Genomic DNA, 19328 nt, shown 5'->3' on the forward strand with positions numbered 1-19328 from the left:
CGGCGCGGAGGTGGTGCAGGGAGATGACTACTCCTTGACGGGGATCGATGCCGCCTTCAGGGCGTCGATGGTCGACGCCTGGCCCGCCTGCAGGGCCTCGAGGAGCGTACCGCTGCCCGAGACCGCGCCGGAGAAACCGTCGGCGACGTCGTTGTAGACCTGCGTCATCGTCGGGCCCCACGTGAAGTCGGGGTCGACGTTGTTGCCGGCCTCGGCGAACACCTCGTAGATGTTCTGGCCACCGTAGAACTCCACGCCCTCACCGAACACGGGCAGGTTCGCGCCCTCGATCGTCGCGGGGTAGATGTTCGCCGTCTTGTTCATCGCGGTGAGCGCGTCGGCGTCGGTGTTGAGCCACAGCGCGAACTGCGCGGCCTCGTACGGGTGGTCCGAGCCCTTCAGCACCGCGGTGGTCGAACCGCCCCAGTTGCCGGCGGCCGACTGGCCCGCCTCCCACTGCGGCATCGGGGCGACGGCCCAGTTGCCGGCGGTGTCGGGCGCGCCGCTCGCGATGGTGTTGGCGCCCCACACGGCCGAGACCCAGGTCCAGATCTCGCTCGAGTTGTAGGCGGCGTTCCACTCGTCCGTCCACGGCGGGTAGACCGCAACGAGGTCGTTGTCGATCAGACCCTGCCAGTACTCGGCGACGCGGGTGGTCTCCTCACCGGTGAGGTTGACCTCCCACTGCTCGCCGTCGTTGGCGAACCACTCGCCGCCCGCCTGCCACACGAGGCCGGCGAAGGCGTTGATGTCGCTCTGCGAGAAGTTGTTGATGTAGCCGCCCTGCTCGCGGATCTGCGCGGCGGCCGCCTCGTACTCCTCCCACGTGGTCGGCACGGGGATGCCCGCCGCCTCGAAGAGGTCGGCGCGGTAGAACATGGCCATGGGGCCGGTGTCCTGCGGGATCGCGTAGACCGCGTCCTCCTCGCCGAAGGTGACCTGGCTCCAGGTCCACGGCACGAACTGGTCCTCCGCCTCGAGGATGCCCTCGCAGGCCGCGATGTTCTCGAGGCCGTCCTGCACGCGGAAGTTCGGCATCGCGTCGAACTCGATCTGGCCCAGGTCGGGGGCGTTGCCGGCCTCGAGCTGGTTGAAGAAGTTCTGGTAGGTGCCGCCGTTGCCGTTGGGGCCGGTCTGCACCTCGACCTGGATGTCGGGGTTCTCCTCGTTCCAGATCGCCACGGCCTCCTCGACGCCGGGCAGCCAGCTCGTGAAGGTCAGGGTGACGGGGCCGTCGGAGGGAGCGCAGTCGCCTCCGGCGGCGCCGGGGGCCTCGCTGCCCCCGGTCGAGCAGGCGGTGAGCGCCAGCGCCGTGAGAGCCGCCATGGCTCCCGCGCGGGCGACGGTGGAGATCGCCATGCGATGTTCCTTTCTCTTGGTGGTGGTTCGGGTGGTGCCGGTGGTGCGCCCGATCTCAGGGTGATCGGGAGTTCGGGGGAGCGGACTCACTTGAGGCCGCCGTTCGCCAGGCCCGACTGCCAGAAGCGCTGCAGGCCCAGGAAGGTGAGGATGAGCGGGATGATCGACAGCAGCGACCCGATGATGACGAGCGCGCGGATGTCGGGGATCTGGCTCACCTGCGTGTTCCAGACGTAGAGCCCGAGGGTGACGGGGAAGAGGCTCTCGTCGCGCAGCATGATGAGCGGCAGGAAGAAGTTGTTCCAGATCGCGACGAACTGGAACAGGAAGATCGTCACGAGGGCCGGCGCCATGAGCCGCGTGGCGACCGTGAAGAACGTGCGCACCTCGCCCGCGCCGTCGATGCGGGCGGCCTCGATGATCTCGTCGGGCACGCTCGCGGCGGCGTAGATGCGCGAGAGGTAGACCCCGAAGGGGCTCACGAGGCTCGGCAGGAACACCGCCCACACGGTGTTCGTCGCGCCGACCTGGCTGAAGAGCAGGAAGAGCGGCAGCGCGAGCGCGGTGGCGGGCACGAGCACGCCGCCGAGGATGACGTTGAAGAGGGTCTCGCGGCCGCGGAAGGTGTACTTCGCGATCGCGTAGCCGGCCATCGCCGCGATGATCGTGGCGATGAGCGCGCCGACGCCCGCGTAGAGGGCCGAGTTGCCGAGCCAGCGCAGGAAGACCGCGTTGCGGTAGTCGAAGAGCGCCGCGATGTTGTCGAAGAGCGCGAAGTCGGCGAACCACAGCGGGGCAGTGGTCGTGAAGTCAGCGCGCGTCTTCGACGAGGCGACGAAGAGCCACCAGATCGGGGTGAGGAAGTACAGCGTCGCGACGACCATGACGGCCATGGCGATCGTGCGCGAGACGGCGCTCTCGCGGATGCCGCTGTGCTGGCTCGCCCCACGGGGGGCGCGCTTCGGCTTCGCCGTGCGAGCGGGGGATGCTGTGGTCGCGGTCATGCTGCCGTCCTCCGCTGCGTGAGCTTGAGCACCGTGAACGACAGCACGAACGTCGCGAGCGCGAGCACGACGCTCATCGCGGCGGCGAGGCTGATGTTCGGGATCGATGCGGTGGAGTAGATGGTGAGGTTCGGCGTGAAGGTGCTCGTCACGGCCGAGCTGAACGACTGGAACACCTGCGGCTCGGCGAGCAGCTGCAGCGTGCCGATGATCGAGAAGATGCCGGTCAGCACGAGCGCGGGCACGACGAGCGGGATCTTGATCGACCACGCGATGCGCAGCTGGCTCGCGCCGTCGAGGCGGGCCGCCTCGTAGATCTCGCTCGGGATCGCCAGGAGCGCCGAGTAGATGATGAGCATGTTGTAGCCGACGTAGACCCACGTGACGACGTTGGCGATCGACCAGAGCACGCTCTCGGCCGAGAGGAAGTCGACGGCCTGGGTGACGCCCGTGAACGGCGAGAGGTTCGGCGAGTACAGGAAGCCCCACATGATGGCGGCGATGACGCTCGGCACCGCGTACGGCGCGAAGAACGCGAGGCGGAAGAACTTCGATCCGCGCACGAGCGGCGAGTCCAGCAGCAGCGCGAGGATGAGCGCGAGCCCGAGCATGATCGGCACCTGCACGACGCCGAAGAGCAGCACGCGCCCGATCGACGCCCAGAACGCCTCGTTCTCGAACACGGCGATGTACTGCGTGAGGCCGCCGAAGACCTGCACGGCGGGGCCGAAGGTGCCGTCGCGCTCGACGACGAGCAGCGACTGGTAGACGGCGTACCCGATCGGGATCACGTAGAACAGCGCGAAGAGCGCTCCGAAGGGGATGAGGAAGACCGCGAGGGCCCCTCGGTGACGCACGGCGCGGGGCCGGCGCACGGCGGTGACGGTCACGGCTCGCTCCTCTCGCTCAGCACGGCGACGACGCCGCCGGCGGGGACGATGGTCGCGGGGCCCGCGACCGCGGTGCCCGCGACGAGGTCGAGACCGATGAGCGCGGGGCTCGCGATCTCGACGGGCTCGTCACGGTGGTTGATGACGAAGGCGATGCGGCGGTCGTCGGCGGAGCGCACGACGACGTCGACGTCGTCGCCGACCTCGATGACGGGGATGCCCGCCTCGCCGCACAGGCGCCGCATGAGGTCGCGCAGGCCGTCGGCCTCGAGCGCCGTGGCGACGTACCACGCGGCACCGGCGCCGTGGGCCGCCCGGGTCACGGCCGGCTGGCCCGCGGCGGGGCCCGTGGCGAAGCGGTCGAGCACCTCGGCGTGCTCGGTGCGCAGCGCCTCGCTCCAGATGACGCCCGTGGCGCCGCCCTCGAGGGCGACGCGGTCGTCGGCCGCGAGCGGGCGCAGCTCGTCGACGACGATGCCGAGCAGGTCGCGGAAGGCGCCGGGGTAGCCGCCGAGACGGATCGCGGCCTGCTCGTCGGCGAGACCGCTGAACGGGGTGACGAGCACGGTCGCCCCGTCGGCCGCCGCCCGCGCGATCGACGCAGCCGCAGCATCCGTCACCGAGTACAGGGTCGGCACGACGACGAGGTCGTAGCCGGCGAGATCGTCACCGGGGCGCACCATGTCGACGGTGACGCCGAGCGCGCGCAGCGCGGCGTGGTAACGGCGCGCCTCGGGCAGGTACTGCAGCAGCTGCGTGGGGTGGGTGTCGACCTCGGCCGCCCACCGCTCCTGCCAGCCGATGACCATCGCGGCGCGCGCCTCGACGCGCGTGCCGACGACGGGCTCGAGGCGGTCGAGCAGCGCGGAGAGCTCGACGCTGCGCTGCCAGCCGGGGCCGGCGGCACCGGCGTGCGGCAGCAGCGCGGAGTGGAACTTCTCGGCGCCGCGCTGCGAGGCGCGCCACTGGAAGAAGCAGATCGAGTCGGCGCCGCGCGCGACGTGCCCGAGCACGGTGCGGGCGAGCTCGCCCTCGCGCTTGGCGTGATTGACGGGCTGCCAGCTGACGGCGCTCGTCGAGGTCTCCATGAGCATCCAGGGGGCTCCGTCGGCGAGGCCGCGCGTGAGGTCGGCGCTGAAGGCGAGCTCGGCGAGCGGGTCGGCGAGGCGATGGTCGAGGTAGTGGTCGTTGGCGATGACGTCGAGGTCGCCCGTCCAGCTCCAGTAATCGAGGGCGCGGATGTGGTCGGTGACCATCAGGTTCGTCGTGACGGGCGCGGCCGAGCGACGGCGCAGCACCTCGGCCTCGGCGCGGTAGTGGGCGAGCTGCTCGTCGCTGCTGAAGCGCTCGAAGTCGAGCTTCTGGGCGGGGTTGCCGGCCGAGAGCGTCGTGCGCGGCGGCAGCACGTCGGCCCACTCGCTGTAGCGCTGGCTCCAGAACGCCGTCCCCCACGCCGCGTTGAGCGCCTCGATGCTGCCGTAGCGCGCCCGCAGCCAGCCACGGAACGCCTCGGCGGAGACGTCGCAGTAGCAGTAGGCGTTGTGGCAGCCGAGCTCGTTGCTGACGTGCCAGAGCGCGAGGGCGGGGTGCTCGCCGTAGCGCTCCGCGACGCGCTCGACGAGCGCGAGGGCGCGGGCGCGGAAGACGGGCGAGCTCGGGCACCACGCCTGGCGGCCGCCCGGATAGGCGATGACGCCGTCGCGGTCGCGCGGCAGGATCTCGGGGTGCAGCCGCGAGAGCCACGGCGGCGGCGAGGCGGTGCCGGTGCCGAGGTTCACGCGGATGCCCGCCTCGTGCAGCAGGCTCATGATCTCGTCGAGACCGGAGAAGTCGAACTCGCCGTCGCGCGGCTCGAGGTGCGCCCAGCCGAAGATGTTGATCGCGACGAGGTCGACGCCGAGCTCGCGCATGAGCCGGATGTCGTCGCGCCAGATCGCGCGATCCCACTGCTCGGGGTTGTAGTCGCACCCGAGCAGGATCGACCCCGTCGGCCAGCCGGGCACCAGGGCAGCGTCGGCCGTGCGGGGGAGTGCGGGGGTGAGGCTCACGAACCGTCCTGTTCCGTCGTTGCGTCGTCGTTGTCGCCCGCGGAATCTGGGAGCGTGCACAGACGGTGCTGCGAACCACGCCCGGTCGATTTCTGGGAGCGTGCACAGACTAGGCACGGCGCGGCGAGCATGTCAACGACCGGATGCGCGGCTCGGCGTGTCGCGCGTCATTACACTGGCCCCCATGACGCCCCCTCCTGCGCGACCCAAGCGCGCCACGATCTTCGACGTGGCGGCCGAGGCCGGCGTCTCGCGCGGCACCGTCTCGCGCGTGCTCAACGGCGAGCCGTACGTCTCCGAGACCGCCCGACAGGCGATCGAGGCGGCGATCGCGAAGGTCGGCTACGTGCGCAACACGGCGGCCCGCAACCTCGCCAGACAGGCCTCCGGCGCGATCGCGCTCATCGTGCACGAACCCAACTCGGTCTTCGTCGACGACCCCAACATCGGCAACATCCTGCTCGGCACGAACGGCGCGCTCTCGGCCGCCGACTACCAGCTCGTCACGCTCGTCATCGAGACCGAGCGCGACTCCGAGCGCGTGAGCGGGTACCTCGGCGGCGGCTTCGTCGACGGCGCCATCATCGTCTCGGCGCGCGAGGGCGACCCGATCTCGCGCGCGATCGCCGACCTGCGCCTGCCCGCCGTCATGATCGGTCGCCCCGACAACCAGCCGCGCCTGCCCTGGGTGGGCATCGACAACCGCGGCGCCGCGCGCGAGATCGCCGAGCGCCTCGCGACGACGGGGCGGCGGCGCATCGGCATGATCGCGGCCGGTCTCGACCGCGACTCCGGTCGCGATCGACTCGCCGGCTTCCAGGATGCCCTGGGCGACGCCTTCGACGCCTCGCTCGTCTCGCGGCAGCCCTTCTACACCTTCGACGCGGGCGTCGCCGGCATGACCGAGCTGCTCGAGCGCGAGCCCGAGCTCGACGGCGTCTTCGCCGCCTCCGACGCCGTCGCCGCGGGAGCGATCGACGTGCTCCGCGCGCGCGGTCGCCGCGTGCCCGACGACGTCGGCGTCGTCGGCTTCGACGACTCGGCGTGGGCGCTGCGCTGCCAGCCGCTGCTGTCGACCGTGCGCCAGCCGGCCGCCCTGCTCGGCGCTCGCGCGGCCGAGCTCGTGCTCGCGCAGATCGCCTTCGGCGAGACGGGCGACGAAGGCGGGGTCATGCTCGAGACCGAGGTCGTCTGGCGCGCGTCGGCGTGAGCCGGGCATCCGCCGCTTCGTAGACTGGGCGGGTGCTGCGCCGTTCTCTCGCCCTCGTCGCGGGAGGCACAGCCGCCGCGCTCGTGACGGCGACGGGCGTGTACAGCACGCTCGCGCTGCTCGCGCCGCTGCCCGGCATCGACGGCCGCGCGCTCGAGCGGGTGAGCGTCTCGACGCCCGCTGCCACGGTCGCGCTGCCCGGCTACGGCGCGAGCGCGATCGGCCCGCTCGACGAGGCAGGCACCGTCTACGCCGGGGTCGACCTCGACACCGTTCGACCGATCGCCTCGATCACCAAGGTCGTCACCGCCCTCGTCGTGCTCGAGCAGGCGCCCCTCGCGGCGGGGGAGAGCGGACCGACGATCACGCTCGACACCGCCGCCGGGCGCCTCGACGAGGAGTACCGGGCGCGCAACGGCTCCGTCGCCCCGGCCGAGGCCGGGCTGCAGCTGACGCAGCGGCAGCTCATCGACCTCATGCTCGTGTGGTCGGCCAACAATTACGCCGACACGCTCGCGATCTGGGCCTTCGGCTCGACCGAGAACTACCTCGCCGCCGCCGCCGAGTACCTCGACCGGCACGGCATCGAGAACCTGCAGGTGGCCGACGCGACCGGCTTCTCGCCCGACAGCGCCGGCACGCCGCGCGCCCTGCTCGAGCTCGCGCGGCTCGCCGCCGCGCACCCCGTCGTCGCCGAGTCGGCCGCGCAGGAGGTCATCGACGTGCCCGGCGTCGGCCGGTTCGAGAACCGCAACCTCGCCCTCGGGCGCGACGGCGTCACGGGGCTCAAGACCGGCACGACCGAGGAGGCCGGTGCCTGCCTGCTCTTCAGCGGGCGCGCCCAGATCGACGGCGAGACCGTTGACGTCGTCGGCGTCGTGCTCGACGCCGAGGTGCAGTCGCAGGCTGCGGCCGACGCCCGCGCGCTGCTCACGAGCGTCGTCGACGACTACCGGCTCGTCACCGTCGCGGAGCCTGGAGAGCCCGTCGCTCGCTGGCGCGCGCCGTGGGGCGACGAGGTCGAGCTGCGCACCGCCGAGGGTGCGAGCGAGCTCGTCTGGGGCGACGCCACGAGCCAGTCGTTCGTGCCGACCCCCGAGCTGCGGGCCGGCTTCCCGGCCCCCGATGCTCCGGCCATGGCGGTGCAGCTCGGCGACGAGCAGCTGGAGGTGCCGCTGCAGTGGAGCGGCGCGATCGAGGGCCCGGACCTCGCCTGGCGGCTGCTGCGGCCGCTGCGCGAGGCGGGCATCCTCACCGAATGAGGGTCGGCCGTCTCACTCGGGCGGCGGCACCGGCAGCGGCAGGGCGTGCGGCCGCTTGGCCGTGATGCGATCGCCCGACGACTGGTGGCGGATGCGCCGCACCACCCACGGCACGAGGTACTCGCGCGCCCAGCCGATGTCCTGCACGCGGGCCTCGCGCCACGTGCGCGGCGGCAGCGGCTCGGGCTGCCACGGCTCGAGCTCGTGCTCGATGCCGAGGGTCGAGAGCGCGGCACGGGCGATCGTGTGGTGGCCGAGGGCCGAGAAGTGCAGGCGATCCGGATCCCACATGCGCGGATCCTGCAGCTCGCGCAGGGCCCACATGTCGACGACGAGCGCGTCGTGCTTCGCCGCGATCGTGCGCAGGTTCTCGTTGTAGATCGCGACCTTTCCGCGCACGCGCCGCAGCACGGGGGTCATGCCGATGTCGGGGCCGGTGAACATGACGACCGTGGCTCCGTCGGCCGCGAGTCGCCCGATCGCGCCGTCGAACCGCGAGGCGACCTCGTCCGGGTCGGTGCCGGGGCGGATGATGTCGTTGCCGCCGGCCGAGATCGTGACGAGGTCGGGGCGGAGGGCGAGGGCCGGCTCGAGCTGCTCGTCGATGATCTGCTGCAGCAGTCGGCCGCGGATGGCGAGGTTGGCGTAGGCGAAGTCGTCGGTGCGAGCGCCGAGCTGCTCGGCGACGCGGTCGGCCCAGCCACGATGACCGCCGGGGGAGGCGGGCTCGGGGTCCCCGATGCCCTCCGTGAACGAGTCTCCGAGCGCGACGTAGCGCGACCAGGGGTGCTGTTGAGACATGCTCCCACTCTGGCAGAAGGTGCTGATCGACGCCGGATCCGAGCGCGGCACTGCGCGCTCGACGGCGCGAACAACCTGAGAGCCGCCTGGAAGTTCTCCCGCCCCCGTTCGGGGGGTGTGCTTGACTGTCCGCCGAGCGATTCCACCGAGTCGTTCGAACGAAGGCTGAGAGCCGGCTGGCCCTCAGCCCCAAGGAAAGGACAATCCCATGGGTTTCCTCGCTTTTCTCCTCCTCGGCCTCATCGCCGGCGCCATCGCGAAGCTCATCATCCCCGGCAAGCAGAACATCGGCTGGCTCATGACGCTCGTGCTCGGTGTGCTCGGCGCCCTGCTCGGCGGCTGGCTCGGCAGCGTGCTCTTCGGCACGGGCCTCGAGGAATTCTTCGACCTCAGCACCTGGCTGCTGGCCATCGGCGGCGCGATCATCGTCCTGCTGATCTACGGCGCCATCGTCGGCCGCCGCGGCCGCCGCGCGTAATCGCCCACCAGTACCGCTCGCACGGGGGCGGGTCGCTTCGGCGGCCCGCCCCCGTCGGCGTCTGCAGGTTGGCCGCCGCGGTCTCGACCCCATCGGTGTCGGCCCCATCGGCGTCGGCCCCGTCGGTGGTCGGTGCGAGGATGCTCGGGTGAGCAAGCAGGACGGCAGCGGGCGGCAGGTCACGGCCCAGCCGACCGACGACACGAGCGCGCGCATCCTGCACCTCGACATGGACGCGTTCTTCGCCTCGGTCGAGCTGCTCGAGCGACCGGAGCTGCGCGGCCGCCCCGTCATCGTCGGGCACCGCGGCGCCCGGTCGGTCGTCACCGCCGCGACCTACGAAGCCCGCCGGTACGGCGTCAACTCGGCCATGCCCATGGCGATCGCGCTGCGCCGGTGCCCGAACGCGATCGTGCTCGAACCGCACTACGACCGCTACACGGCCTTCTCGAGGCAGGTCATGGGCATCCTCGGCGACGTCACGCCCCTCGTCGAGCCGCTGTCGATCGACGAGGCCTTCCTCGACGTGCGCGGCGCCGTGCCGCTCTTCGGGCCGCCGTTCGCGATCGCGACGACGCTGCGCGAGCGCATCCGTCGCGAGACCGGGCTCACGGCCTCCGTCGGCGCCGCGGCGACCAAGTTCGTCGCGAAGCTCGCCTCCAGTCGCGCGAAGCCCGACGGGCTGCTCGTCGTGCCCGAGGCCGAGACGCTGGGCTTCCTGCACCCCCAGCCGATCACGGCGCTGTGGGGTGTCGGCGGGGCGACGGAGGAGCGCCTGGCGCGCCTCGGCCTACGCACCGTCGGCGACCTGGCTCGCACGCCGCTCGACGCGCTGCGGGCCGCCATCGGCGAAGCCGGGGCGGTGCGGCTGCACGAGCTGTCGTGGGGTCGAGACCCTCGCGCGGTCACGCCCTCGCGCGACGAGAAGTCGATCGGGCACGAGGTGACCTTCGAGCGCGACGTCGCCGACGCCGACGCGCTCGAGCGCGAGCTGCTGCGCCTGGCGACGCGCGTCGCCGAGCGCCTCCGCCGCGGCGGCTGGGTCGCGCGCACCGTCGCGCTCAAGCTGCGCTTCGGCGACTTCCGCACCATCACGCGCTCGCGCACGCTCGCAGAGCCGACCGACGTCGCCGAGCGCCTCTCGCGGGAGGCGCGCGGGCTGCTGCAGGAGGCGCGCCCGGCGGGCACGGGCATCCGCCTCATCGGCGTGCGCGCCGAGAACCTCCTGCCGGCCGGCTCGGTCGCGCGCGGCCTGTGGGACGACGACGAGCCGTGGCGCGACGCCGAGACGACCGCCGACGCAGTCGCCGAGCGCTTCGGGCGCGGGGCCCTCACGCGCGCCTCGCTGCTGCAGCCGGGGGAGCGGCGCCGGCGCTCGGCCCTGTCGAGCGAGGATGTCGGCAGCCTCGACTAGCATCGGGTCGAGTGAGCCAGACCGACCGCCCCGCGCCTCACGTCGGCACCTTCGCGGCCGAGCATCTGTCTCCATCGTTCCCCGAGCGCGCCGCGCGCGGCACCGCGAGCCGCCTCCGCGCCTGGCAGGCCGAGGCCCTCGACCGCTACTTCGAGACCGAGCCGCGCGACTTCCTCGCCGCCGCGACGCCCGGCGCCGGCAAGACGACCTTCGCCCTGCGCCTCGCGACCGAGCTGCTCGCCCGCCGGCGCGTCGACCGGGTCATGGTCGTCGCCCCGACCGAGCACCTCAAGCGGCAGTGGGCCGACGCCGCGCACCGGGTCGGCATCCGCCTCGATCCGGGCTTCCGCAACAGTCAGCGCGTCATCCCGCGGCAGTACCACGGCATCGCCGTGACCTACGCGCAGGTCGCCGCGAAGCCGTACCTGCACCGCACGCTCACCGAGAGCGCGACGACGCTCGTGATCCTCGACGAGGTACACCACGGCGGCGATGCGCTGAGCTGGGGCGACGCCATCCGCGAGGCCTATGAGGGGGCGACGCGGAGGCTCTCGCTCACCGGTACGCCGTTCCGCTCCGACTCGGCGCCGATTCCCTTCGTCACGTACGTGCCCGACGAGCAGGGCATCCGCATCTCGCAGACCGACTACGCGTACGGCTACGGTCGCGCCCTCGCCGACGGCGTCGTGCGCCCCGTGCTCTTCATGGCCTACGCCGGCAAGGTGCGCTGGCGCACCACGACCGGCGATGAGATGGAGGCCCAGCTCGGGCAGGGCGACACGCAGGACGTCACGGCGCAGGCCTGGCGCACCGCCCTCGACCCCGAGGGGCAGTGGATGCCCGGGGTGCTGTCGGCGGCCGACCGCCGGCTGAGCGAGGTGCGGCACGCGATCCCGGATGCGGGCGGCCTCGTCATCGCGACCGACCAGACTTCCGCGCGCGCCTACGCGGCGCTGCTCGAGCGCATCACGGGCGAGGCCCCGACCGTCGTGCTGTCGGATGACAAGGGCGCGAGCGAGCGGATCCAGCAGTACGCCGACGGCGAGTCGCGCTGGCTCGTCGCGGTGCGCATGGTCTCCGAGGGCGTCGACGTGCCCCGGCTCGCCGTCGGCGTCTACGCGACGAGCTCGTCGACGCCACTGTTCTTCGCCCAGGCGATCGGGCGCTTCGTGCGGGCCAGGCGCCGCGGCGAGACGGCGTCGATCTTCATCCCGAGCGTGCCGCCGATCATGGCGCTCGCCAACGAGCTCGAGCGCCAGCGCGACCACGCCCTCGACCGCGAGATCGACGAGACGATGCTGCTCGACGACGACCTGCTGCGCGAGGCCGAGACGGGAGACAGCGCGAGCGACGCCCTCACCGAGACCTACAGCTTCGCAGCGCTCGAGTCGCAGGCGCAGTTCGACAAGGTGCTCTACGAGGGCGTCGAGTTCGGGCAGCAGGCCGAGGTCGGCAGCCTGGAGGAGCTCGACTTCCTGGGCCTGCCGGGCATCCTCGAACCGGACCAGGTGCACGAGCTGCTGCGCTCGCGCTACCAGCGGCAAATGCGCCGCGTCGCCGAGCGCCCGCCGTCGGAGCGCCAGCCACCGCCGCTCTACCGCACGCTCAAAGAGCAGCGCACGCTGCTCAACAGCCTCGTCGGCCTGCATGCGAAGCTCACCGGCCAGCCGCACGGCCACGTGCACGCCGAGCTGCGGCGCCTGTGCGGGGGGCCCGCCGTGGGGCAGGCGACCGTCGCGCAGCTGCAGCAGCGCATCGACCTGCTGCGGCGGCAGATGGCGCAGGGCGGGCACTGACGCCGCGCCGACCGCTCACCGCGGCAGGATGGTGCCCATGCGCGACACCCCCTACCTCGTCGTCGACGTCGACGTGCTCGAGGCGAACCTCGCCGCCGCCGCCGCGCACGCCCGCGCGCTCGGCGTCGCGCTGCGCCCACACGCGAAGACCCACAAGTCGCCCGACATCGCTCGCCGGCAGCTCGCCCACGGCGCAGTCGGGCTGACGGTCGCGACGGTCGGCGAGGCCGAGGTCTTCGCCGCCCACGGCGCCACCGACCTCTTCATCGCCTACCCCGTCTGGGCGGAGGGTCCGCGCGCCGACCGCCTGCGCACCGTCGCCCACGCCGTGCGCCTGCGCGTCGGCGCCGACTCCGTCGAGAGCGTACGGATGCTCGCCGCCGCCGTGCTCGCCGGTCACCCCGGCGCCGCCCCGCTCGCGATCGCGGTCGAGGTCGACTCCGGCCACCACCGCTCGGGCCTTCCGCCCGAACGCGCCGCGGAGGTCGCCGCCGCGGCGCTCGACGCCGGCCTCGCGGTCGACGGCGTGTTCACGTTCCCCGGCCACGCGTACGGCGTCGGGGCGGGCGGCATCGACGTGCGGGCGGCTGCCGCCGCGGACGAAGGGCGGGCGCTCGCGGTCGCGCGCGACGCGCTGACGGCGGCGGGCATCCCGTGCCCCGTCGTGAGCGGCGGGTCGACGCCGAGCGCCGCCGCGGCCCGGGGCGACGTGCTGACGGAGCTGCGGCCGGGCGTCTCGGCGCTCGGCGACGCCCAGCAGTGGGAGCTCGGCACGATCGGCGCCGAGTCGATCGCCCTCACGGCGCGCGCCACGGTCGTGAGTCGACGCGCCGGGGTCGTCGTCGTGGATGCGGGCAGCAAGGTGCTCGGTGCCGACCGACCAGCGTGGGTGAGCGGCTTCGGGCGCGTCGTCGACGAGCCGGAGGCTCGCATCACGGCACTGTCGGAGCACCACGCGACGATCGCGTGGCCGACCGACGCGCCCCTGCCGAGGCTCGGGGCGCGGCTGCGGCTGGCGCCGAATCACGTGTGCTCGGCGGTGAACCTCGCCGACGAGCTCGTCGTCGAGCGGGCGGGTGCCGAGCATGCCATCTGGCCGGTGAGCGCGCGCGGCGCCAACACCTAGAGCCGCGCGAGGCGAGCGCGGGCGATGCCGTAGGCGCCGTAGACGATGAGCCCTGCGCCGATGGCCGCGAGCCAGAGCGGGCCGAGGAAGCCGCGGTTGAGCGCCCCGAGAGCGCCGGCGAGCCCCGTGACGTCGTAGGGGTCGGCCTGGATCGCCTCGACGACGATGAGGCCCGCGAGCAGCAGGAAGGCCACGCCGCGCGCGAGGTAGCCGATCGCGCCCAGCGCGCGCACGGCGCGGCCGCGGCGCGGCGTCATCGGCCGCAGCTCCCAGGAGAACCGGCGGCGGATGCCCTTCACGACGAAGTAGCCCCCCGCGACGGCGACCCCGAGGCCGATGAGCACGAGCACGATGGCGCCCGCGACGGTGTCGAGCAGGAACGCACTCACCGTGCGAGCGGTGCGCCCCGATTCGAGCTCTCCGCCGAGCAGGAGGATCGTCGGCGGCACCGCGAGCGCGAGGTAGACCAGGCCCTGGGCGCCGCTCGCGACGGCGGAGGTCCAGCGGTGCATGGGGCCGCCGTTGAGCAGGGCGTCGACGATCATCCAGAGTCCGAGGCCGCCGAGGCTGACGATGACGGCGGTGAGCAGCACCCCGCCGACCGGCGCCGCGGCGATCGCCTCGAAGGCGCCGACCTCGTCGGGTCGCACGCCGCGGTCGCCGAGCGCGACCGCGATCGCGAGGGCCCCGATGATGATGTGCAGCAGCCCGGTGACGAACCAGCCCGAGCGCGCCACGATCGTGAAGGCGCGGCTCTCGTGCACCTGCTGCACGGCGTCGGAGGTGTTCACAGCCTGGCCCAGCGTGCCCGCGCGGCGCAGTACGCGCCGTACGCGACGAGCCCGATGCCGACGAGCGTGAGCAGCACGACGCCGAACGGCAGCTCGGCGATCGTGCGCAGGGCGTCATCGAACGAGCCCGCCTCGCTCGCATCGGTCGTGACCGCCGCGGTGACGACGATGCCGCCGACGGCGACGAGCGCGACGCCCTTGGCGACGTAGCCGGTGACCCCGAGCGCGGTCACGGTGCGACCGAGCGCCCCGCGCGGCAGCCGCAGGTCGTCGAGGAACCCGCGTCGCACACCCTTCGCCGCGACGACCACGCCGAGCACGGCGACGCCGACGCCGATCGCGCCGAGCAGCAGCACACCGCCCGGGGCCGCGAGCAGGGCCGCGCTCGCCTCGCGGGCCTCGCCGTCGGAATCGGCGCGCCCGCCGAGGGCGATCGCGACCGCGGTCGCGGCGAGCGCTCCGTAGGTGAAAGCCTTGAGCACGTCCACGACGGCCTCGCGTCGACGACCGGCGGGTGCCTCGACGAGCAGACCCTCGACGAGCAGCCACAGCGCGAGCGCGGCGAGTCCGGCTGCCAGCACCCACAGCAGGGCGCCTCCGCCCGGTGTCGCGGCGAGGGCACCGAGAGCGCCGCCGGGGTCGGCGCTCGTGCCGCGACCCGCTCCGAGGGCGATGCCTATCGCGAGGAGGCCCATGAGTACGTGCAGCAGTCCGTTGACGGCGAAGCCGGCGCGCGCGGCGAGCCGGAAGCCGCGGCTCCCGCGCACGGAGCGGGCGGCTTCGGCCCTCACAGCCGGGCGAGCCGCGCGCGGGCGGCGCAGTAGAAGCCGTACGCGATGAGGCCGAGACCGATGAGGGCGAGCACGAGCGGCCCGGCCGGCGAGAGCGCGAGGGAGGCGAGGTGGCTGCCGATGCCGGCGTCGCCCGCCGGCAGCAGCGCCCCGATGAGCAGGAGCACGCCGATGGTCGCGAGGGCGACGGCCTTGCCGAGGTACGCCACACGGCCGGCGACGAGCATCGGCCGTCGTCCGGAGGAGCGCGCGGGCAGGCGGATGTCGTCGAGGAATCCGCGGCGCCAGCCCTTGAGGGCGTAGTAGGCGGCGACGCCGAGGGCGATGAGGCCGACGGGCGCGAACAGCAGCGGGGGCAGCTGCAGCGGTGTGGCGAGGAGGGAGCCGGGATCCTCGCCGGGGCGAGTGCGACCGGAGACGGCGAGGCTGCCGGCGACGACGGCGAGGGCGAGGTACGCCACGGCGCGGCCCGCCGCGATCTGGCGGTCGCGCGGGCGGGGCTCGCCGGGCTGACGGAGCACGAGGGTCGCGATCATCCACGCGCCGAGCACGAGGTAGCCGATGGCGACGATCCAGTACAGCAGCGCGCCGCCGGGGTTGCCGGCGACAGCGCGGAGGGCACCGACGCGTTCGACGTTCTCGGTGAGCAGCGCGATGAGCGGCACGAGCAGCGCGAGCACGCCGATGAGCACGTGCAGCACGCCGTTGACCGCGTAGCCGGTGCGCATGACGATGCGGTGGGTGCGGCTCGACAGCGCGGGCGCGTGCGGGCGCGCCGGCGCGTCCTCGATCGGGGAGGTCATCCGGCCAGAGTAGAGCGCGGATCGGTTTCCTGGCGCGGGGTTGTCCGCCGATGCTGCACGCGCTAGCGGTTCGCGGATGCTCGGCCGAGGTCAGCGGAAGTCGCGACTGGCGACGCTCGCCCGCAGCGGCAGCGCCTCGACCCGGTCGGCGACGATCGCGATGACGCCCTCGCGGGAGCGCTCGAGCGTGCCGCGGATGATGAGCGCGCGGCTCTCGCGCACGACGCGGCGGTAGCGGCCCCACAGCCCGACGCTGCAGATGACGTTGACGAGCCCGGTCTCGTCCTCCACGTTGAGGAAGGTGATGCCGCTCGCGGTCGCCGGCCGCTGGCGGTGGGTCACGACCCCACCGATCTCGACGCGGCGGCCCGGCTCGGCGGTGCGCAGGTCGCGCGCGGTGAGCACGCCGCGGCGGGCGAGGGCCGGGCGCGCGTACCGCACCGGATGATCGCCCGGCGCGATCCCCGTCGAGACGAGGTTCGCCACCATCGTCTCGGCGTCGTCGAGGGCGCTGAACAGCGGCGGCTGCACGGCGACGACCGTGCCGGGCAGGTACTCGGGGCGGGCCTGCGCGGCGGCGCCCGCGGCCCAGAGCGCCTCGCGGCGGGTGAGGCCGAGCACGTCGAAGGCTCCCGCGGTCGCGAGCGCCTCGAGCTGCGCCGCGGTGAGGCCGGTGCGGTAGGCGAGCTCGGTGAGGTCGCGGTAGGGGCCGCCGCGCTCGCGCTCGGCGACGATGCGCTCGGCGGTGGCGCGGCCGATGCCGCCGACGGCGGCGAGCCCCTGCCGCACGGCGAGGTCGCCGTCGCGGCGGTGGGCGGCCGACTCATCCGGTGCGGCGGGGTCGAACTCGGGCACGGGCGGCTGCCGACGCTCGCGGCACTGCTCGAGGCCCGTGGACTGCGCGCGCCGGGCATCCGCCGGCACGGCCGCGAACGGATCGTCGACGACCAGGTCGACGCGCTCGAGGCCCGCTTCGACGCCGGAGCGCAGGATGCACGGCGTGCGCACCTCGACCCCGTGGCGCTCGGCGTCGGCGGCGAGCGTGGCGGGGGAGAAGAAGCCCATCGGCTGCGCCCGCAGCAGCGCGGCGAGGAACACGCCGGGGTAGTGCAGCTTGAGCCACGAGCTCGCGTAGACGAGCAGGCCGAAGCTGATGGAGTGGCTCTCGGCGAAGCCGAAGTTCGCGAAGGCCTGGATGCGGCCGTAGATCTCGTCGGCGAGCTGGCCGGTGATGCCGTTGTCGGCCATGCCGGCGTAGAGGGTCTCGCGCAGCGACTCGATGCGCTCGAGCCCGCGCTTGCTGCCCATGGCGCGGCGCAGCAGGTCGGCGTCGTCGCCCGTGCAGCCGCCGACCGCCATGGCGATCTGCATGAGCTGCTCCTGGAAGACGGGCACGCCGAGGGTGCGCTCGAGCGGCTCGACGAGCTTGGGATGGTCGTAGACGATCGGCTCCTCGCCGAGCTTGCGGCGCACGAAGGGGTGCACGGCGCCGCCCTGGATGGGCCCGGGGCGCACGAGCGCGATCTGCACGACGAGGTCGTAGAAGCGGCGCGGCTGCAGGCGCGGCAGCAGGCTCATCTGGGCGCGGCTCTCGACCTGGAAGACACCGACCGAGTCGGCGCGGCACAGCATGTCGTAGGTCGCCTGCTCCTCCTTGGGCAGGGTGGCCAGCTCCCAGCGCTCGCCGAGGTGCTCGTCGATGAGGTCGAAGGCGTACTGCAGCGCCGCGAGCATGCCGAGCCCGAGCAGGTCGAACTTCACGAGGCCCATCCAGGCGCAGTCGTCCTTGTCCCACTGCAGCACCGTGCGGTGCTCCATGCGCGCGTGCTCGATCGGCACGATCTCGCCGACCGGTCGATCGGTGAGCACCATGCCCCCGGAGTGGATGCCGAGGTGCCGCGGGTAGGTGAGCACCTGCTGGGCGAGCGCGACGACGGGTTCGGGGATGTCGTGGTCGTCGCTCGAGAGCACCGCGCCCCAGCGCTCCACCTGCTTGCTCCACGCATCCTGCTGCCCGGTCGAGAAGCCGAGCGCCTTCGCCATGTCGCGCACGGCGTTCTTGGGCCGGTACGAGATGACGTTGGCGACCTGGGCGGCGTTGCGCCGACCGTACTTCTCGAAGACGTACTGGATGACCTCCTCGCGCCGGTCGGAGTCGAAATCGACGTCGATGTCGGGCTCCTCGTCGCGCAGTGCCGAGAGGAACCGCTCGAACGGCAGCCGGTAGGCGATCGAGTCGACGGCGGTGATGTCGAGCAGGTAGCAGACGGCGGAGTTCGCGGCCGAGCCGCGGCCCTGGCAGAGGATGCCGCGCGAGCGCGCGAACTGCACGATGTCGTGCACGATGAGGAAGTAGCCGGGGAACCCCTTCTGCTCGATGACGTCGAGCTCTCGGTCGATGCGCGCCCGGTCGGCGTCTGTCGCGTCAGGGTACTTGCGCGGCACGGCCGCCCAGACGAGCTCGCGCAGCCAGCTCATGGGCGTGTGCCCGTCGGGCACCTCCTGCTTCGGCAGCTGGGGCTTGGCCTGCCGCAGCGAGAACCCGAGCGCGTCGGCGAGCTCGACGCTGCGGGCGACGGCGCCGGGGTAGCGGGCGAAGCGCTCGGCCATCTCGGCGCCGCTGCGCAGGTGGGCGGTGCCGGCGGGCGGCAGCCAGCCCTCCATGTCGTCGAGGCTGCGGCGGGCGCGCAGCGCGGCGAACGCGGTCGCGAGCGGATGCCGTGCGGGCGTCGCGTAGTGCACGGCACCGGTCGCGACGACGGGCAGGCCCCGATCGCGGGCGAGGGCCGCGAGCGCGTCGTTGTGCACCGAGTCGAGCGGGCGCCCCTGGTCGATGAGCTCGACGATGACGGCCTCGCGGCCGAAGCGCTCCACGAGCGCGTCGAGCTCGACGCCCGCGGCCTCGACCTGCGCGCGGGTGGGCGCCGCGCGATCGCCGAGGGCGGCGCGCACGGCGCCCTTGCGGCAGCCGGTGAGCACGACCCAGTCGCCCGCGGCCTGCTCGGCGAGGTCGTCGAGCCGGTACACGGGCCGGCCCTTCTCGCCGCCGGCGAGCTGCCCCTCGGTGATCGCCGCGGCGAGGCGGTGGTAGCCGGCCTGCCCGCGCGCGAGCACGAGCAGGTGGGTGCCCTCGGGGTCGGGCTCGCCGAGCTGCGGCCTGGTCAGGCCGAGGCTCAGCTCGGCGCCGAAGACGGTCGTGAGGCCGTAGGGCTCGGCGGCCTCGGCCATGCGCACGACGCCGTAGAGGCCGTCGTGGTCGGTGAGCGCGAGGCCGTGCAGGCCGAGCCGCGCTGCCTCTTCGAGCAGCTCCTCCGGGCTCGAGGCCCCGTCGAGGAACGAGAACGACGAGTGCGCGTGCAGCTCGGCGTACGGCACGACCGTCTCGGGGTCGGGCTGCTCGAGGGCGGCGGGTCGGTAGGGCGCGCGCTTCGGCGACCAGGCGGGGGAGTCGCCGCCGTCGGCGCCGGGCGGGGGAGTCGTGCCGGGGCGCGTGCCCTCGCGCAGCGTGCGCTCGAACTCGCTCCACGAGATGGGCGGGTTGTGCCAGCCCATCAG

General features: G+C 73.3%; 15 protein-coding genes. 6 read left to right on the top strand and 9 right to left on the bottom strand.

Annotated features, from left to right (window positions below):
• Positions 1-27 precede the first annotated feature (27 nt).
• The 4 genes from ID804_RS06955 to ID804_RS06970 all read right to left on the bottom strand — a co-directional run bounded on the left by ID804_RS06955 (position 28) and on the right by ID804_RS06970 (position 5301).
• Positions 28-1359, bottom strand: coding sequence for an ABC transporter substrate-binding protein (locus ID804_RS06955; protein WP_169078394.1), 1332 nt, complete (start codon positions 1357-1359; stop codon positions 28-30).
• An 86-nt stretch (positions 1360-1445) separates the two neighbouring features.
• On the bottom strand, positions 1446-2363 hold the full coding sequence (locus ID804_RS06960) for a carbohydrate ABC transporter permease (protein WP_211161031.1): 918 nt from the start codon (positions 2361-2363) through the stop codon (positions 1446-1448).
• Positions 2360-3253 carry a carbohydrate ABC transporter permease gene (locus ID804_RS06965; RefSeq protein WP_317451204.1) on the bottom strand — a complete coding sequence of 298 codons (894 nt, stop codon included), beginning with the start codon at positions 3251-3253 and terminating at the stop codon, positions 2360-2362. The genes ID804_RS06960 and ID804_RS06965 overlap by 4 nt, the downstream gene beginning before the upstream one ends.
• Complete coding sequence (locus tag ID804_RS06970) at positions 3250-5301, bottom strand: beta-galactosidase (RefSeq protein ID WP_317451205.1); 2052 nt, start codon at positions 5299-5301, stop codon at positions 3250-3252. The genes ID804_RS06965 and ID804_RS06970 overlap by 4 nt, the downstream gene beginning before the upstream one ends.
• A gap of 184 nt (positions 5302-5485) precedes the next feature.
• Between ID804_RS06970 and ID804_RS06975 the strand changes: the two genes are divergently transcribed.
• Entirely contained in the window at positions 5486-6511 is a 1026-nt protein-coding gene (locus ID804_RS06975; protein WP_169078397.1) for a LacI family DNA-binding transcriptional regulator, read from the top strand.
• A 32-nt stretch (positions 6512-6543) separates the two neighbouring features.
• The gene (locus ID804_RS06980; protein ID WP_169078399.1) at positions 6544-7773 is read left to right on the top strand and encodes a D-alanyl-D-alanine carboxypeptidase family protein; all 1230 of its coding nucleotides are present in this window, start codon (positions 6544-6546) and stop codon (positions 7771-7773) included.
• A gap of 12 nt (positions 7774-7785) precedes the next feature.
• On the opposite strand, the gene ID804_RS06985 is transcribed toward ID804_RS06980, so the two are convergent.
• Positions 7786-8574 (bottom strand): SGNH/GDSL hydrolase family protein, encoded by a 789-nt coding sequence (locus ID804_RS06985; RefSeq protein WP_169078401.1) that lies wholly within the window; start codon positions 8572-8574, stop codon positions 7786-7788.
• Positions 8575-8782: 208 nt separating this feature from the next.
• Here ID804_RS06985 and ID804_RS06990 point away from each other — a divergent pair, with 208 nt between their 5' ends.
• The 4 genes from ID804_RS06990 (at position 8783) to ID804_RS07005 (ending at position 13388) form a co-directional block, all read left to right on the top strand.
• The gene (locus ID804_RS06990) at positions 8783-9052 is read left to right on the top strand and encodes a GlsB/YeaQ/YmgE family stress response membrane protein (protein WP_169078403.1); all 270 of its coding nucleotides are present in this window, start codon (positions 8783-8785) and stop codon (positions 9050-9052) included.
• A 148-nt stretch (positions 9053-9200) separates the two neighbouring features.
• Entirely contained in the window at positions 9201-10466 is a 1266-nt protein-coding gene (locus tag ID804_RS06995; RefSeq protein ID WP_169078405.1) for a DNA polymerase IV, read from the top strand.
• A gap of 11 nt (positions 10467-10477) precedes the next feature.
• Entirely contained in the window at positions 10478-12262 is a 1785-nt protein-coding gene (locus ID804_RS07000) for a DEAD/DEAH box helicase (protein WP_169078407.1), read from the top strand.
• A gap of 37 nt (positions 12263-12299) precedes the next feature.
• Positions 12300-13388: an alanine racemase gene (locus ID804_RS07005; protein ID WP_169078409.1), complete on the top strand. Its 1089-nt coding sequence runs from the start codon at positions 12300-12302 to the stop codon at positions 13386-13388.
• Here ID804_RS07005 and ID804_RS07010 read toward each other — a convergent pair.
• The 4 genes from ID804_RS07010 to ID804_RS07025 form a co-directional block, all read right to left on the bottom strand.
• Positions 13385-14179 carry a DUF1206 domain-containing protein gene (locus ID804_RS07010; RefSeq protein ID WP_169078411.1) on the bottom strand — a complete coding sequence of 265 codons (795 nt, stop codon included), beginning with the start codon at positions 14177-14179 and terminating at the stop codon, positions 13385-13387. The two genes, ID804_RS07005 and ID804_RS07010, sit on opposite strands and share 4 nt — an antisense overlap.
• Entirely contained in the window at positions 14176-14946 is a 771-nt protein-coding gene (locus tag ID804_RS07015) for a DUF1206 domain-containing protein (protein WP_317451206.1), read from the bottom strand. The genes ID804_RS07010 and ID804_RS07015 overlap by 4 nt, the downstream gene beginning before the upstream one ends.
• Positions 14947-14966: 20 nt before the next feature.
• Positions 14967-15773, bottom strand: coding sequence for a DUF1206 domain-containing protein (locus tag ID804_RS07020; protein ID WP_169078413.1), 807 nt, complete (start codon positions 15771-15773; stop codon positions 14967-14969).
• 90 nt (positions 15774-15863) lie between these two features.
• Entirely contained in the window at positions 15864-19325 is a 3462-nt protein-coding gene (locus ID804_RS07025) for an error-prone DNA polymerase (protein ID WP_169078415.1), read from the bottom strand.
• Positions 19326-19328: the final 3 nt, after the last annotated feature.

This window comes from Microcella alkalica, assembly GCF_014595885.1.
Classification (GTDB): Bacteria; Actinomycetota; Actinomycetes; order Actinomycetales; family Microbacteriaceae; genus Microcella; species Microcella alkaliphila_B.